Source organism: Photobacterium sp. GB-72, assembly GCF_003026095.1.
Taxonomy (GTDB): Bacteria; Pseudomonadota; Gammaproteobacteria; order Enterobacterales; family Vibrionaceae; genus Photobacterium.
In genome coordinates this window covers 84,943-98,196 of the sequence record NZ_PYNV01000003.1, presented here as the reverse complement: position 1 = coordinate 98,196, position 13,254 = coordinate 84,943, and the positions used below count along the sequence as shown (strand labels likewise).

Genomic DNA, 13,254 nt, shown 5'->3' with positions numbered 1-13,254 from the left:
GGATAGCTGAATTAGAATAATTAATGAAGTGTTAGCATAATCGAAATCATTATTTTTAACACTTCATGCTCGGTACTTAATCAGTATTTAGTTAGTGACTTGACCAATAAAAATAAATACAGCAATAACCGTTGGCATATAAGCGTATTTGAGAATTTGTTTTAATTTAAAGCTTGTTAAACGTGGTGCAAAGAGACTAAATAAAATGCTTACGTTACATAGCAGAAAAAGTCCGTATGTTTTAATGGTAACGTCGTGTGTTTTTAATAACTTAATTTGTGCGAGGATTAATACCACATTAAGAATGATGCTAAAGATGCGTGCAATATTAAACTGTGCAAGTTGCATATCATTCGTTGAATTATCTCGCTCAGTTTTATCAACAGTGTCTACTGGTTGGTTCATGAATGTACATTCCTGAATGATGATGTTTAAAAGGGCAAAAAAGCCCAACAATGGCATGATAATCAGCCATATTATTTCGATATTTTAACTAAAGAGAAAATTTGTGACACCCCTAATTATAGCTAATTTTGCAATATCAGGTTGGAAAATTAATCGCTATTACATTGGTTATTCAGATTAATGTTTAAGTTTCTCTTTTTCTGTGTTTTTTATGTTAATCATGAAGCTGTTAAAGTGTGTCATTAATGGTATTCAAAAGGTTGTAAAAGAGGCGGCGAAGAAAAAGTTCTTCTAATAATGGATTCGAAAAATCAGATTCTTTCCTATACCAAGTCGCGAGGCTTAAACTTGATTGAATGTAATTAGCAACAAGATCATGTTCTAACCCATTCTCATTTTGATGAATAAGAAAGAGATCTTCTGCTTTATAAAATGATCGGTATAAAAAAGTGGTTTCAGTCATTATCCGCATCTCGATATGAATCTTACTGATAACTATTATCATCTTTGTTGATCTTGCTTATTGTTATGTTATAACATAACCAAAAGGCAGCAAGGGAGAGTAATAATGAAAGAAGGTATACACCCAGAATATCGAACGGTGGCATTTCATGACACTGGTGCAGACAAGTACATAATGGTTGGTTCAACAATACAAACGTCAAGAACGGTTGAACTAGATGGAGAAACATATCCTTATGTTACGTTAGATGTTTCTATGCATTCTCACCCGTTTTACACCGGTAAGCAGAAGATGACGAAACGTGATGGACGTGTTGCTCGATTTAATAAACAGTTTGCGATGACAGGGCTAAAAGGGGAATAACAATGCAGGTATTAAGCTCATTAAAAAGTGCAAAGAAGCGTAGTAAGGATTGCCAAGTCGTTAAACGTCGTGGTCGCCTTTATGTTATTTGTAAATCAAATCCAAGATTTAAAGCAGTACAAGGCAAGGTAAAGAAGAAAAAGTAAGATAGCAATAGTGAAAGGATGAATCCCAACCGGCTAGGTATCATCATATTAAAATAATATATTGCATATGAAGCCCATTACAAACGTGATGGGCTTTTTGTTTATTATCGACGTTGACAACTGGTACATCCGCGACAAGCTTGTCTTGTTGATTTATCTAATAATGAACGTTGTACACGACAGTAGGCATTTTTCAATGCTCGGCGGCCTGAAAACCAATCATCAGGCTTTTCCATGATCAAATAACCACCAAAGCGCTTTACTAACGCCTCACGATTGGCATTGATAAATTTGCTGTCGTAGCTAATCTCAAAGTAATCAAGTGCCTGCTCTATAGCAGTGAAATCTTTAATAGTTGTGAGAATATCTGGTTTGGTCATGGTGTTGTCTCTATTTATTGAAAGCGCAAGGTAGCACAAAGGGAAGTAAGGTATTTTGATTTTGATCTGTATATTAGGTTGTTAATAAATTGTTTTTTTTAATTGTTTTTAACTATTGTGGAGAGTGAAAAGAAAAGGAGACTGAAATGGAATTATTTACGACCTACCTAACAGAATTAATAGCCGTTGTTACTATCACGGTTTTAACCATTATTACACCGGGACCTGACTTTCTGATTGTGGTTAGAAATAGTCTCGTTCATTCAACGCGTTCTGGGATTCTCACTGCATTAGGTGTTGCTGCTGCGATTTGGGTACATATTTTTTATACCTTAGCAGGGATTGGCGTATTGCTTTCTCAATCTATTGTTCTCTTTTCTATCGTTAAATACCTTGGTGCGGCCTATCTGCTTTATATTGGTTATAAAAGTCTAAAAAGCACAGCGAAGACAACATTAGAGAATAGTGATCTTAAAAAGAAGGATGTTAGTGCTATTGCAGCTTTTAAAATGGGTTTTTTAAACAATATGTTAAACCCTAAAGCAACGTTATTCTTCTTGAGTTTATTCACTCAGTTAGTTAGTGCGTCGACACCTATCGCTATTCAAATTACCTATGGTGCGATTGTGTCATTTACCTGTTTTGTTTGGTTTTCTCTGGTCGCAATTTTCTTAAACCGCAGTTACATTAAAAATGCTTTCTTATCAGCTCAGCAGTATATTGAAAAAGTCATGGGTGTGGTGTTAATGGCATTAGGCGCGAAGGTTGCTTTATCTAGCTCTAATTAATCTTATGATTTATTGATAGTAAAAAGCGATCTAACGATCGCTTTTTTGTTCGTATTAAAAATAAAAGCTCAGCAAGTGTTAGTTAAAAATAATATTTGGAGTGGAGGATATTAAGACTATTGTATTCAACCCATAAGAGGTTATTCGCGTCTAAAGTGTAGCTGTGTTCAATCTTATTGGTATTTAGCTGAAGTAATAAATTGACCAAAAGATTCACACCACACGATCACTGTATCGTATTCAGTGATATTAATGTTCTGAGGCACATTGACAACGAAATTATCAAAGGTTTTCACGTTTCCTACCAACACCATATTGGCTTTTTCTTGGTTAAATTCTGTTTCGGTTTCTACAAATTTAGGTGATAGGTATAGTTTATAATCAGGCCCTGGTGCGAGTTTTCCCATTAAGGTTATTTTTGTTGGTGAGATTGAAACTTTACCTTCGCCCCAATGGAGAAAGTCGCTACCAGCTAATCCTTTTGTGAACTCACCAGAATACTGGGCTTGCTTCGAAATGCGAGAGACTTCAGATTGTGTTGGTGCCGTTGGCGCAGTCAAAATAGGCAGTAAATAGATCCCTAGGGCAACACCGAATGCACCGGCAAGTAAGTGAGTGATAAGAAGTGTAATTGTCTTTTTGATAGTCATAAGTCTACCTGCGTTTAAACAATAGGTTTTTATAGGTATTGCTTAAAAATATTATAAATTCAAATTCTTAATGCTTTATTTCTAATAAATATACAAAAAGCCCATTACGAACTATCGTGATGGGCTTTACTTATTGTTATCGGTTAGCCAATGACAAATTACACACATAGAGTTATGTGTTGCTGTTTGTTTTTAAAGGTAGCGCTTTTGAATGATTAAAAATCTGCGATTCAAGTGATAAATACAAAAACGCCCTAGTGAGTAGGGCGTTGAAGTGAATAGAAAGTGAGTTAGACGGCAATGCTGTTTGGTTGTAAGTATTGCTGCCAAGCGGCTTGGTATAAATGTAATGACTCTTGACGTAGTTTTTTAATTTTCTTCTCTTCAAACTCTGTCAGGGGGCGTTTTTGATGCAGAGCTAAACGTTCAATTTTCTGAATTTGTTCGTAAATATCATGCTCTTTACCATTTTTCACATCAGAAATATCTTTTAAGTGAAGTTGTACTTCGGCAATGATTTTACTTTGTGGCAGTTCAACTAATACATTCAAATCACGGTAACCAGAAGCTGTTGGTTTTTTAAAGCGGTTTTTAACACCTACAATGGTCGCTTCTTTGCTTAGTAGTTCAAAAGATTGCACTAACGATGAAACATCGTTAGCAACGAGAGAAGCACGCGCGATATCCGTAATTTTATTCGTTTGACCATTTAGCTCTGTTTCAATTTTATGTTGTGCGCGTGCCATTGACTTAACGGCAGGAACTAATGCTTCAGTTGATGAAACTAGGCTAATGCTACGCATAAGATGTGCTAATTCAACTTGTGCTTGAGTTGATGCTTGGTACAAGGTAGTAAAGTCATCATACGGTTGTGCAATGTTATTATTTTTCCAAGATTGAATGCTATATAAACCACTTAAATCACGTTGAAATGACTTCCGGCTTGCTTGAGATAAACGGGTTGGTGATGGTTGGTCAGAGATTGTGTATGCAGGCGCAACAGCGGGTGCTGCAACCACAGAACGGCTAAGCATACAGAACAGAATAAAGCTTGTACGTAGAACAGATTTTACATCCATTAAGCAACTCCCAACGATATTGTCCTTCAATATCAAACACACAAAAAGAGTATTTAAAAGTGTTGTGTAGTTTGTCGGCGCTTGGTTTTACTTTCTGATCTGATGTTAGCAATATAGCCTGAATGGGAGGTAAACTCTGTGTCAATATTCATAAAACGATAAAAAAACCGCATAAAAATGCGGTTCTGATCACATTGTTGTATGTTGTTTTATTAGCTGGCTAGATTGAAATGCTGAGTATAAGCTTGCCACGCTTTTGCATATAGTGCCTGGGATTTTTCCTGTAAGCGTTTGATTTGCATTTTTTCAATATCATCTAGCGCTCGACGTTTAATTATCGAAATACGCTCGATGTTTTGAATGGCTTCATAGATATCATGCTCTTCACCATTTTTAATTTCTGCAATGGCTTCAAGGTGTAGTTGAATTTCAGCGATAAGCCCACTATTGCTTAACCGAATTAACACTTTGATATCGCGATAGCCAGATACTGCAGGGGAATCAAAACGGTTCTTCACTCTAACAATATCGCTATATTGAGCTAGGTAGTAATAAGCTTTCACTAAATCGCTAATGTTTGTTGCGACAACACTTCCTCGTACAACATCGGTTAGCTTATTTACGTTACCGAGTAACTCTGTGGCTATTTTCTTCTCAGCACGTTTTTGGTTTTTAATTCCAGGTAAAAAAGCCTGAGAATGGCTAGCGAGTGCGGCGGATTCTAATAGCATATTTAGCTCTTGTTGAGCTGGGTACGCGTGCTGGTATAACTTCTCTAACTGATTATAAGGCTGTGTAATATTATGCTGACGCCAGCTAGGAATTTGCTGTAGCTCTTTGATAGAATGCGGTGAATTGAATAATACACTCGTTTTATTAATGAGCTTAAAATTATGACTATTTTTTGAATGTTGAAACATCGCATCAGCAATTGTGTCATTGCTAACCGCAGAAGGTAGTAGACGATGAGTACGAGCGACAGTGTGAACAACCATTTTTTACTCCTTTAGCACAGCGCACTAGCAAATGGCAGCTAAGTCTGTGATTTATTCCTGAACGTCCTGTTCTGGCGCTAAAGATAATACTTTATTTTGAAAAGTGGTAATAAAAATGTTTATTTTTTTTAACGATAATCCAACATTGTGAGAAGGGTCATAAAACCATACTTATTGAGAGGTTAATTATGCTTTCAATGAGGGGGATAAGTTACTTTTGTTGTTTGAAGTTTGTTCAATGTGAAATTTTATAGTGTTTAATCGTAGGGATAGTAAGTAATGCAGGAAAATCTATTAATTGGCTTTATCGTTATTTGGGTTGCACTGGTTGTGGGTAGTGTAATGATATTTCAACGCGGTAAGGATGTAGCAAAAAAGCGTAAATTATGGCCAATTTATACCGTGTTTAGTAACGTCGTGATTGGCGGGTTCATTATTTATATGCAACCACCAACGGTATGGTTAGTTGCGATTCTAGTGTTATTGGTGCCATTAACATTGTTGACTATTCGTTCTACCAAGTTTTGTGATAGCTGTGGGCAGGCAACTCGCTCACCATTTTTTATGAAGCCGCCGCAGAAATGTAGTCATTGTAATAAGCCGTTAAGTTAATTTTTCAATTATTATATTAAGCAAGCCATCATCGTATTGTTCTAAGTTGATAGAGAGTAATTATCGTGATGGCTTGTTTGTGATTAAGCTTTAGCTGTTAACGGGAATGTATCAAACTGAATGCCAGACCAACCGTATTTAATAAAATGACGAATATTTTGGTGGTCGTTGTTTTCAGGATGTTCTAACACATCTTGACGGTAATATTGACCAAAACAAGCTAGCGTTTCTTGTTCTGATAGTTGATTTAATTGCGCAAAAGCAAAAATCTTACATGAACCTTCATTTGTTCCTGCATCATTCTTTAACGTATCGTCTTTTAAACCATTGTAAAATGTGGTGGCTTGGTAATCGTAATGTTCAGTGATCACTGCCATAACGTGTGCAAATTCAACGATGGTTGGATTTTGTTTAATGGTTTGAAGTAGTGCGTCCATTTACGTTTTTCTCCTATAAAAAAGGCCAGAATAACTCTGACCTTAGTATTGTAAATTCGTCCAGCGATTAACGCTGTTTTTTTGCTTGGTTCTTTAGCTCGTAATCTAACTCGTCAGGGTAGATCACTAAACCCTCTTGATCTTGAATTGGAAATACAACGATTGCCAGTTCGTCATCTTCAAGGCCATGTGTCCAACGGCTATGCCATTTGTTTAATGAAATAGCTTCTGCTTTACAATTATCCCACTCACCAGTTGCCCATGCTTCTGCAAACTCTTTATTTGGCCATACTGGTACACAGTCTTCATCGTCGGTATTAAGCATTACACAACCGTGTTCATCGATAAGGATCCAAATTTCACGGTTAGCGACAACTTCTTTAACTAAATGCTTGTAACGCTTTTCGGCATCAAAACCTTGGATTGTTTCAATTGCTGTTGCATCTAATGGCGTAGACATGGGTGTATTACCTTGGTAGTTATGTCGATTGATTGTAAGAATAAATCAAAATAGAACAGAGATCTTGTTTTATCCTACTGATTATTACAATTTTATGGGGTTTTATTAGGTTGTCATGCAAGATGAAATAATAAAGGGATTTATCTATATAGCACAAGGAGCCTGTGTTGTTTACTTACCGTTCTATTGCAACCACTGTGTCATTATCATTACTACTCTCTGGGTGTAATTGGGTTTATTGGGATGAAGATTTTGAGAGCTATCATGATCTTTCGTCATCGAATCCTTACCCGTTTCATCAAGTTGATATTTATCAGCCGGATAGCGGTGTAGGGCGCAATGACATAACAGTACTTAATAGCGGTATTGCAGCATTACAAACCCGTATTGATATGATCCGACGTGCTCATAAAACGATAGAGGTGGAATACTTTATTTTCTCGCCCGATATGAGTGGGAAAATAATCGTGCAAGAATTAGTGTCAGCAGCAAAGCGAGGAGTAAAAGTACGGGTATTAATTGATAAGTCTGCCACCGTATTTGAGTTTGATGAATACTACGCCGATGGTTTGAAAGATCATGGTATTGATGTTCGTTATTATAATGCCGCACCGCTGTATTATATTTCTACGATAAACTTTCGTAATCATCGTAAATTGTTGGTGGTTGATGGTAAAGAAGCGGTAACGGGTGGACGAAATATCGAAAATGATTATTTTGATCTTTCAGAACAATATAACTTTCTTGATCGCGATCTGCATGTATCAGGGTCTATTGTTAAAGCGATGCAAGATTCTTTTAATGCGTTTTTTGAACATGATATCAGTGAACGTTATCACTCTCCTGAAGTACCTAACAATCGTATTGAATTGCAAAAATACGAGCGTAAACAGGAAGCCGTTCAAGCCTTTCTTGCTCACACAGAAATTGAAGAGGCGACAAGAGCAAGAATAGAAGCCATCGCAAGACCGATTTTAATGGAGAAAAAGACGTATTTATGTCCTGAAACGACATTTACTTCAGACGCACCAGGAGGATCATTCTGGACGCGATTTAAAGATCCGTATAGTGATAATTATCGTTTTTTACGTAAAACTATTTTCGATAAAGTGATGACAGTCGATAACAGTTTAATATTGGCCTCTCCTTATTTACTGAATAATCGAAAATCAGAGCATTTAATGCAAATATTACTCGATAAAAATATCGATATGACGTTATACACCAATTCTTTATCCTCAACCGATGCCACTTATGTAGCGGCACAACTCTATAGTCATGTTTATGATTGGCAAGCTAAGGGAATGCATATCTATCTCCATGCTGGCGAATGGCTAAATGAAACGGCATCAGTGAGTAAAGCGGTGGAAAATGCACGGTGGGGAATGCATTCCAAAACACAAATTTATAAACGCAATGGTGATGCTCAAAATGAAGTGATGGTGGGGACGTACAATATTGATAACCGTTCTAATCACTATAATACTGAAATGGGACTTTTTTGTCGTGGCAACGATCAGCTTGTCGCTGAAATTGAGGAGAGTATTCGTTCACGAGCAAAGAATGGATACCAAATCGTAGGGAATGAACAGGCAATAGATAGTCAAAATAACCCAGTTAATGTTTATGGATCTGGTGAGCCTGATACAACAAAAATGAAATTTATGTGGTTGCCGTCATGGCTGTTTAATTTCTTATTATAATAAGAATGTAAATATAGTTATACAATACAACATAATTAATTAGATATTTAAAATGGATTTATCTCTTGTATTTATTTGTCAAAAAAAGAATCAGATAAAAATATAACATCATAAAAACAGTTATAATTAATAAATAAGATGATGAATTAGATATAATAATGTATTTTTTGCATTTTGGTATGCAAAATAAATAGTATATATTTTATTTATTTAGCGGTATTAATACGAGGCATATTATTCATTTGTTGCCTATATTATAAAAAAGAGGGGAATCAACGATATTATAAAGGTGGCTTCAATGCTAGCACAGTGTGATAAGAAAACGTTCAAAGCTAAACTCGTTGCTATTGGCTGTACTTATGAACCTTGGATTGCGTTATTAGAACAAACTGGATGGAAAACACATTGTTGTTATGACCTTCGTACTGCTGATGCCATCTTGGAAGAATATAGTCCTTGCATTTGTATTGTCGATCTTAGTAATAATGATTTTAGTTTAAATAGCATTTCTTTAAGGGCAAATAAAACCAAGCAAGTAAAATGGATTGCTGTAATTAAGAAAGAACAGCTTGGTATGGATGCTATTTGTCAATTTATAAATAATTATTGTGTTGATTATTTTTCAATTCCCATTCCATCGACGCATCTATTGGAAACTGTCGGCCATCAATTAGGCATGTTAGAAATTGAATCTAATTCTTGGACAGATGCTCAGCAAGATGTCGGTTTATTTGGTGAATCTAAATCAATTAAGCATTTGAGAGATATGGTTCGGCGTGTTGCAATGACAGACGTTAATATTTTTATTAGCGGTGAGCAAGGAACCGGAAAAGATCTTATTGCGAATTCTATCCATAATTTAAGTAAACGAAGAAATGACAGTTTTACTATGATCAATTGCGCATCAGTTATGGACGATGATGAGCAAATAGCCTTTTTAAATTCAGACGGTGAACATGTATCTGAAAACACGATAAAAGCGGGTACGGTTTTACTTAATGGTATTGAAGAACTGTCTAAAAACTTGCAACAGAAGCTTCTCGCTTATTTACAAAAACCGACTAATGACTCTTTAGAAGATACCAGAGAGTGTGATGTTCGTGTTATTGCCTGCTCTAGTGCTAATTTAGAACAAGCAATTGCGAATGAAACATTCAGTAAAGAGTTATTTTACCGACTTAATGTTTTCCATATTTCAGTACCAACGTTACGTGAAAGAGGTGCTGATATTATTGCTTTAGCTGAATATTTCTTACATAAGTATTCAAGCGAATATAACACCATTGCAACTCAGTATAATGAAGAAGCAAAGCAGTTACTTCTCCGTTATAACTGGCCGGGTAATGTACGAGAGCTAATAAATCAAGTTAAACGCGTTTCGTTATTAACAGATGGTAATGAAGTGGGTGTTGAACACTTCGACTTACCTAAGAAAATTAATATGAAGCAAAGTTTACGTAATATTAAAGATGAGGCAGAAAAAGACGTACTGGTTGCTGTATTAGAAACTCACCGTGGTCAAGTAGCATCAGCTGCAAAAGATCTTGGTGTTTCAAGAGCAACAATGTACCGCTTGTTGAATAAACATAATATTGTGCCTGATGTACGTTACTACAATGGCTCCAATTACGCGACAGAATAAAATTTGATGAACAATACCCACTTATTTAACACTTTCTCGTAGGGTGTCGGTAAGTGGGCTTTTCTTTGACTGTAGTTTACAACTTAATAAGTCATGAAGAAATAAACGGTGTAAAACTGAGGCTAAAGATAACTGGACAGTGATCACTCAATTGGTAAGTTGATACTTGCTCGAAGGAATAAGGTACCTGCTGGATAGATGAGATAGTAAAATGTTCACTACTAAAACCATGGTCAATTAATTCTTTATAACGACGATAATAGGTTTTATTCTTCTTTCTTCTTTTTGTTAAACAGTTACCTTTAACATTATGAGTAAGCCATTTTAAAGAACCTTGCTGATTATTATTGGAGAAAAAGTAAGTTTTGTTATTTGTTGTATTAAGAGATATACGATGATTAAAATCGCCAACTAAGATAAAAGGCTGCCTTTTCACTTCTTGCTGTTCTATCCATTGTTGGATTAATGTTCGTTGTAAATTCAGTGTGCGACAGGATTTTTTACGGTTGTTCTTTAGCTGTTTAGGAGTAAAGCAACCTGATTTTAAGTGTACATTCACAACGATAATATCATGCTGATTAAGATTGACTTTAATTGCTGAACCATAACGTAACTTTTGTGGGTAATACGGCTTGTTTCCTAATGCTATAGCGGGAGAGCTCAACGTGGTTATATCTGGGTGTTCTTTAACGGTAAGGTGTTTTTTAACGGCAAAACCAGTGAATTGGTTGATCCCATTAAAAACGTCGTCTTTGTTTTTGACTCTTGATGATATGTATATTTGATACTGGTCTTTAGGAACAATGCGATGAAGGCTTGAGGCACTATCGACTTCTTGAAAGGCGAGAATATCGGGTTGGTGAGTAAGAAAAATTTGCTTTAATACTTGGTAGTCTTTTGCTGTTCGTTGTATGTCGTTTTTGGGATGATCTGCTAGCCATTGAAAATTCCACGTCATTAACGTTAATGAGTGTGCATGACAAATATTAGCGAGTATGAATTGAATCGCAAAAAAGAATAAATACGGGATTATGTTCTCCTTATTTTAGGTTAATTTTTTAGCCTTATTATAATATTTATGATGAAAATTCAGTTTCACTATTCTTGGTAAACATAGTTTTCTGGAGTTAGTTATCACACCACTTGAAAGCTATTCTTAATATCGTATGCAGTGTGTTATCTCAAACAAAAATCATGAGTTATAACTTTTGTGGCATCTTACTGTCAGCTTTGTTTTAGAAAGGAATCTAAGGTGGAAATACTACTGCTTGAACCCGAAGTTTCGTGGGGGAAATTTAAGATCCTTGCGTGGTTTGCTGCTTTATCTATTGTATTGGTCTATGTTGTGCTGCGTGTAGAAGCATACATGAAATTTAAGTCATTAACCGTTAAAAGCATTGTGTTTAAGTGCTCTTTTCTACCTGTATTATTTTTAACAGTAGGCTATTTAGAGCATTTAGATCGATTTTATAGTTTTGCGATTCAACCTAATGGCAATGTTATTTTGAACTATGTCTTTCCTGAAGGGAAAAAGGTAGCGCTTGAGCCAGAAAAGGCATGGATATCTCATGATCGTGCTGGCTGCGCTGTGTATATCAAAGCGCAAGCAGAACACTATAAAAGTGTAATGTCGATACGAGTATCTAAATGTCGGCAAGCCGTTGACGCAATATGACCAAAATAGCCACAGATGGTTATTATACATAGCTCAAAGTGCGGTATTTACTAAGCAGCGATATAACAATTTCGTCCTGATTTTTTTGCATCATATAAATTGTGATCTGCTTTTTCTATAAATTGCGTTGAACGTTGGCTTTCCTCATAAGTCGTTATACCTTGGCTGATTGTCACGATATGACTGGTTTGTGAGGCGGGATGATCAATCGCTACTTTAGTTAAGTTTTCCTGAATACGTTGGGCGACTAAAATAGCGCCATCAAGGTTGGTATTTGGTAACAAAACCGCAAATTCTTCTCCACCGAAACGAGAAACACTATCTGTGCCTCGAAGCAAGCTTGCATCAATCACTTTTGCAACTAATTTTAAACACTCATCCCCCGCAATATGGCCTTGACTGTCGTTAAATGCTTTAAAGTGATCAATATCAATTAAAATTAGAGACAAAGGGATATGTAAGCGTTGGCTATTTTTAATTTGCTTCTCAAGTTCTATTTGGAAAAAACGGCGATTTTTAATTTGGGTTAATTGGTCACGAGAAGCGAGTTGATTTAACTCTTTTAGTAAACGTTTATTCTCATGTTCTTGTTGAATACGATTACTGAACCAGCGATATAGCACACGGCGTCCAGATTCAATGATGATGAGAGTGATCATAAACTTTTCAAACGAAAACAGTAATGTTAAGTGCTCATCTTTGATTGTTATCCAAGTACTCAAAGCAAGTATTGGTGTAATCGCTAAATATAAGGCATTTCGGTAGGTATAAAATCCAAGTAATGCCACCATAGTTGTCAGGTTGGCTAATACTTCAGAGAGTAAAGTGAATTGTGCATACAGGCCTAAGATTAAGATAGTTGCTCCCCAACTCAAACCATAGGTGAAGCTATAAAAGGCACTCACTAAGCGATAATTTGCAGGTTCAGTGCTGCGATTAAAATAAATGATCCCGAAACCAGAAAGTATCATTTGCCAAGTAAACTGGGCTGTTAACAAAAATGATATATCAGAGTCATTAGTGAAATGATTGAGCCATAATGTGACTAACATTAAAGATAAGATCATCAGAGATATCTTAGATGACCATAAAAAACCAATACGAAGGTTTTTATAGGTTACTTTATTGATACGCTGTGTAAGTGTTAAGCCATCCATTAAATATTCAAATCAGCCTGGTAAAAGTGTTTAATCAGTCTACTTCATTCAGCAAAAAATCAAGAATTTTTTCTCATTATTTTTACTTAAATACCAAATAATTTTATTGACAAGCGTATATGTAAATTTGCTTTTATAAAGAATTTTGTGACGCATCAGATGCATCGTTCGTATCGTAATCTCTCTTTAAAACAAATTGATTTGGATCAATGTTTGTTTTTTGAAAATCTCGCCTAATACCCACATCTTGTTGTTGCGTGTATACCGAATGCCTATATTTTGTGTTTACGTGACACTGT

Annotated in this window: 17 protein-coding genes; 7 read left to right on the top strand and 10 right to left on the bottom strand. The window is 35.8% G+C overall.

Annotated elements, in window-relative coordinates; translation table 11 throughout:
- Window positions 1-87 precede the first annotated feature (87 nt).
- Together C9J40_RS05900 and C9J40_RS05895 are read right to left on the bottom strand one after the other, a co-directional pair.
- Window positions 88-405: a fumarate hydratase gene (locus C9J40_RS05900; RefSeq protein WP_107207556.1), complete on the bottom strand. Its 318-nt coding sequence runs from the start codon at window positions 403-405 to the stop codon at window positions 88-90.
- 229 nt (window positions 406-634) lie between these two features.
- On the bottom strand, window positions 635-868 hold the full coding sequence (locus C9J40_RS05895) for a hypothetical protein (protein WP_233218509.1): 234 nt from the start codon (window positions 866-868) through the stop codon (window positions 635-637).
- Between the two features lie 105 nt (window positions 869-973).
- On the opposite strand from C9J40_RS05895, the gene C9J40_RS05890 reads away from it, so the two are divergent.
- Both C9J40_RS05890 and ykgO read left to right on the top strand, forming a co-directional pair.
- Entirely contained in the window at window positions 974-1,231 is a 258-nt protein-coding gene (locus C9J40_RS05890; RefSeq protein WP_006644960.1) for a type B 50S ribosomal protein L31, read from the top strand.
- A 2-nt stretch (window positions 1,232-1,233) separates the two neighbouring features.
- Window positions 1,234-1,377 (top strand): type B 50S ribosomal protein L36, encoded by a 144-nt coding sequence (gene ykgO, locus C9J40_RS05885; RefSeq protein WP_005365863.1) that lies wholly within the window; start codon window positions 1,234-1,236, stop codon window positions 1,375-1,377.
- Window positions 1,378-1,481: 104 nt separating this feature from the next.
- Here ykgO and C9J40_RS05880 read toward each other — a convergent pair whose 3' ends face one another.
- A complete protein-coding gene (locus tag C9J40_RS05880) occupies window positions 1,482-1,757 on the bottom strand; it encodes a nitrogenase-stabilizing/protective protein NifW (RefSeq protein WP_107246137.1) in 276 nt (91 codons plus the stop codon).
- 146 nt (window positions 1,758-1,903) lie between these two features.
- Here C9J40_RS05880 and C9J40_RS05875 point away from each other — a divergent pair, with 146 nt between their 5' ends.
- Window positions 1,904-2,545 (top strand): LysE family translocator, encoded by a 642-nt coding sequence (locus C9J40_RS05875; RefSeq protein WP_107246135.1) that lies wholly within the window; start codon window positions 1,904-1,906, stop codon window positions 2,543-2,545.
- Window positions 2,546-2,718: 173 nt separating this feature from the next.
- Here C9J40_RS05875 and C9J40_RS05870 read toward each other — a convergent pair whose 3' ends face one another.
- The 3 genes from C9J40_RS05870 to C9J40_RS05860 form a co-directional block, all read right to left on the bottom strand.
- Window positions 2,719-3,195, bottom strand: coding sequence for a DM13 domain-containing protein (locus tag C9J40_RS05870; RefSeq protein ID WP_105061996.1), 477 nt, complete (start codon window positions 3,193-3,195; stop codon window positions 2,719-2,721).
- 290 nt (window positions 3,196-3,485) lie between these two features.
- Window positions 3,486-4,274, bottom strand: a complete 789-nt coding sequence (locus C9J40_RS05865) for a phosphoribosylglycinamide formyltransferase (RefSeq protein ID WP_107246133.1) — start codon at window positions 4,272-4,274, stop codon at window positions 3,486-3,488.
- Window positions 4,275-4,486: 212 nt separating this feature from the next.
- On the bottom strand, window positions 4,487-5,269 hold the full coding sequence (locus C9J40_RS05860) for a phosphoribosylglycinamide formyltransferase (RefSeq protein ID WP_107207561.1): 783 nt from the start codon (window positions 5,267-5,269) through the stop codon (window positions 4,487-4,489).
- A gap of 279 nt (window positions 5,270-5,548) precedes the next feature.
- Here C9J40_RS05860 and C9J40_RS05855 point away from each other — a divergent pair, with 279 nt between their 5' ends.
- A complete protein-coding gene (locus C9J40_RS05855; protein ID WP_107207562.1) occupies window positions 5,549-5,881 on the top strand; it encodes a hypothetical protein in 333 nt (110 codons plus the stop codon).
- A gap of 83 nt (window positions 5,882-5,964) precedes the next feature.
- Here C9J40_RS05855 and C9J40_RS05850 read toward each other — a convergent pair whose 3' ends face one another.
- Together C9J40_RS05850 and C9J40_RS05845 are read right to left on the bottom strand one after the other, a co-directional pair.
- A complete protein-coding gene (locus tag C9J40_RS05850) occupies window positions 5,965-6,318 on the bottom strand; it encodes a HopJ type III effector protein (protein ID WP_107207563.1) in 354 nt (117 codons plus the stop codon).
- A 67-nt stretch (window positions 6,319-6,385) separates the two neighbouring features.
- Window positions 6,386-6,778 (bottom strand): DUF2750 domain-containing protein, encoded by a 393-nt coding sequence (locus C9J40_RS05845; protein ID WP_005365846.1) that lies wholly within the window; start codon window positions 6,776-6,778, stop codon window positions 6,386-6,388.
- Between the two features lie 167 nt (window positions 6,779-6,945).
- Here C9J40_RS05845 and C9J40_RS05840 point away from each other — a divergent pair, with 167 nt between their 5' ends.
- On the top strand, window positions 6,946-8,481 hold the full coding sequence (locus C9J40_RS05840) for a phospholipase D family protein (protein ID WP_107246132.1): 1,536 nt from the start codon (window positions 6,946-6,948) through the stop codon (window positions 8,479-8,481).
- A gap of 298 nt (window positions 8,482-8,779) precedes the next feature.
- Entirely contained in the window at window positions 8,780-10,123 is a 1,344-nt protein-coding gene (locus tag C9J40_RS05835; protein WP_107207565.1) for a sigma-54 dependent transcriptional regulator, read from the top strand.
- Window positions 10,124-10,214: 91 nt separating this feature from the next.
- Here C9J40_RS05835 and C9J40_RS05830 read toward each other — a convergent pair whose 3' ends face one another.
- Complete coding sequence (locus C9J40_RS05830) at window positions 10,215-11,081, bottom strand: endonuclease/exonuclease/phosphatase family protein (RefSeq protein ID WP_107246130.1); 867 nt, start codon at window positions 11,079-11,081, stop codon at window positions 10,215-10,217.
- 294 nt (window positions 11,082-11,375) lie between these two features.
- Between C9J40_RS05830 and C9J40_RS05825 the strand changes: the two genes are divergently transcribed.
- Entirely contained in the window at window positions 11,376-11,798 is a 423-nt protein-coding gene (locus C9J40_RS05825; RefSeq protein WP_107207567.1) for a hypothetical protein, read from the top strand.
- 50 nt (window positions 11,799-11,848) lie between these two features.
- Here the strand turns inward: C9J40_RS05825 and C9J40_RS05820 are convergent, their stop codons facing one another.
- Entirely contained in the window at window positions 11,849-12,955 is a 1,107-nt protein-coding gene (locus C9J40_RS05820) for a diguanylate cyclase (RefSeq protein WP_107207568.1), read from the bottom strand.
- Window positions 12,956-13,254: the final 299 nt, after the last annotated feature.

Excerpts from the sequence above, each read along its gene's own strand:
- C9J40_RS05900 (WP_107207556.1), bottom strand. The coding sequence starts at position 405 with ATGAACCAACCAGTAGACACTGTTGATAAAACTGAGCGAGATAATTCA.
- C9J40_RS05895 (WP_233218509.1), bottom strand. The coding sequence starts at position 868 with ATGACTGAAACCACTTTTTTATACCGATCATTTTATAAAGCAGAAGAT.
- C9J40_RS05890 (WP_006644960.1), top strand. The coding sequence starts at position 974 with ATGAAAGAAGGTATACACCCAGAATATCGAACGGTGGCATTTCATGAC.
- ykgO (WP_005365863.1), top strand. The coding sequence starts at position 1,234 with ATGCAGGTATTAAGCTCATTAAAAAGTGCAAAGAAGCGTAGTAAGGAT.
- C9J40_RS05880 (WP_107246137.1), bottom strand. The coding sequence starts at position 1,757 with ATGACCAAACCAGATATTCTCACAACTATTAAAGATTTCACTGCTATA.
- C9J40_RS05875 (WP_107246135.1), top strand. The coding sequence starts at position 1,904 with ATGGAATTATTTACGACCTACCTAACAGAATTAATAGCCGTTGTTACT.
- C9J40_RS05870 (WP_105061996.1), bottom strand. The coding sequence starts at position 3,195 with ATGACTATCAAAAAGACAATTACACTTCTTATCACTCACTTACTTGCC.
- C9J40_RS05865 (WP_107246133.1), bottom strand. The coding sequence starts at position 4,274 with ATGGATGTAAAATCTGTTCTACGTACAAGCTTTATTCTGTTCTGTATG.
- C9J40_RS05860 (WP_107207561.1), bottom strand. The coding sequence starts at position 5,269 with ATGGTTGTTCACACTGTCGCTCGTACTCATCGTCTACTACCTTCTGCG.
- C9J40_RS05855 (WP_107207562.1), top strand. The coding sequence starts at position 5,549 with ATGCAGGAAAATCTATTAATTGGCTTTATCGTTATTTGGGTTGCACTG.
- C9J40_RS05850 (WP_107207563.1), bottom strand. The coding sequence starts at position 6,318 with ATGGACGCACTACTTCAAACCATTAAACAAAATCCAACCATCGTTGAA.
- C9J40_RS05845 (WP_005365846.1), bottom strand. The coding sequence starts at position 6,778 with ATGTCTACGCCATTAGATGCAACAGCAATTGAAACAATCCAAGGTTTT.
- C9J40_RS05835 (WP_107207565.1), top strand. The coding sequence starts at position 8,780 with ATGCTAGCACAGTGTGATAAGAAAACGTTCAAAGCTAAACTCGTTGCT.
- C9J40_RS05830 (WP_107246130.1), bottom strand. The coding sequence starts at position 11,081 with ATGACGTGGAATTTTCAATGGCTAGCAGATCATCCCAAAAACGACATA.
- C9J40_RS05820 (WP_107207568.1), bottom strand. The coding sequence starts at position 12,955 with ATGGATGGCTTAACACTTACACAGCGTATCAATAAAGTAACCTATAAA.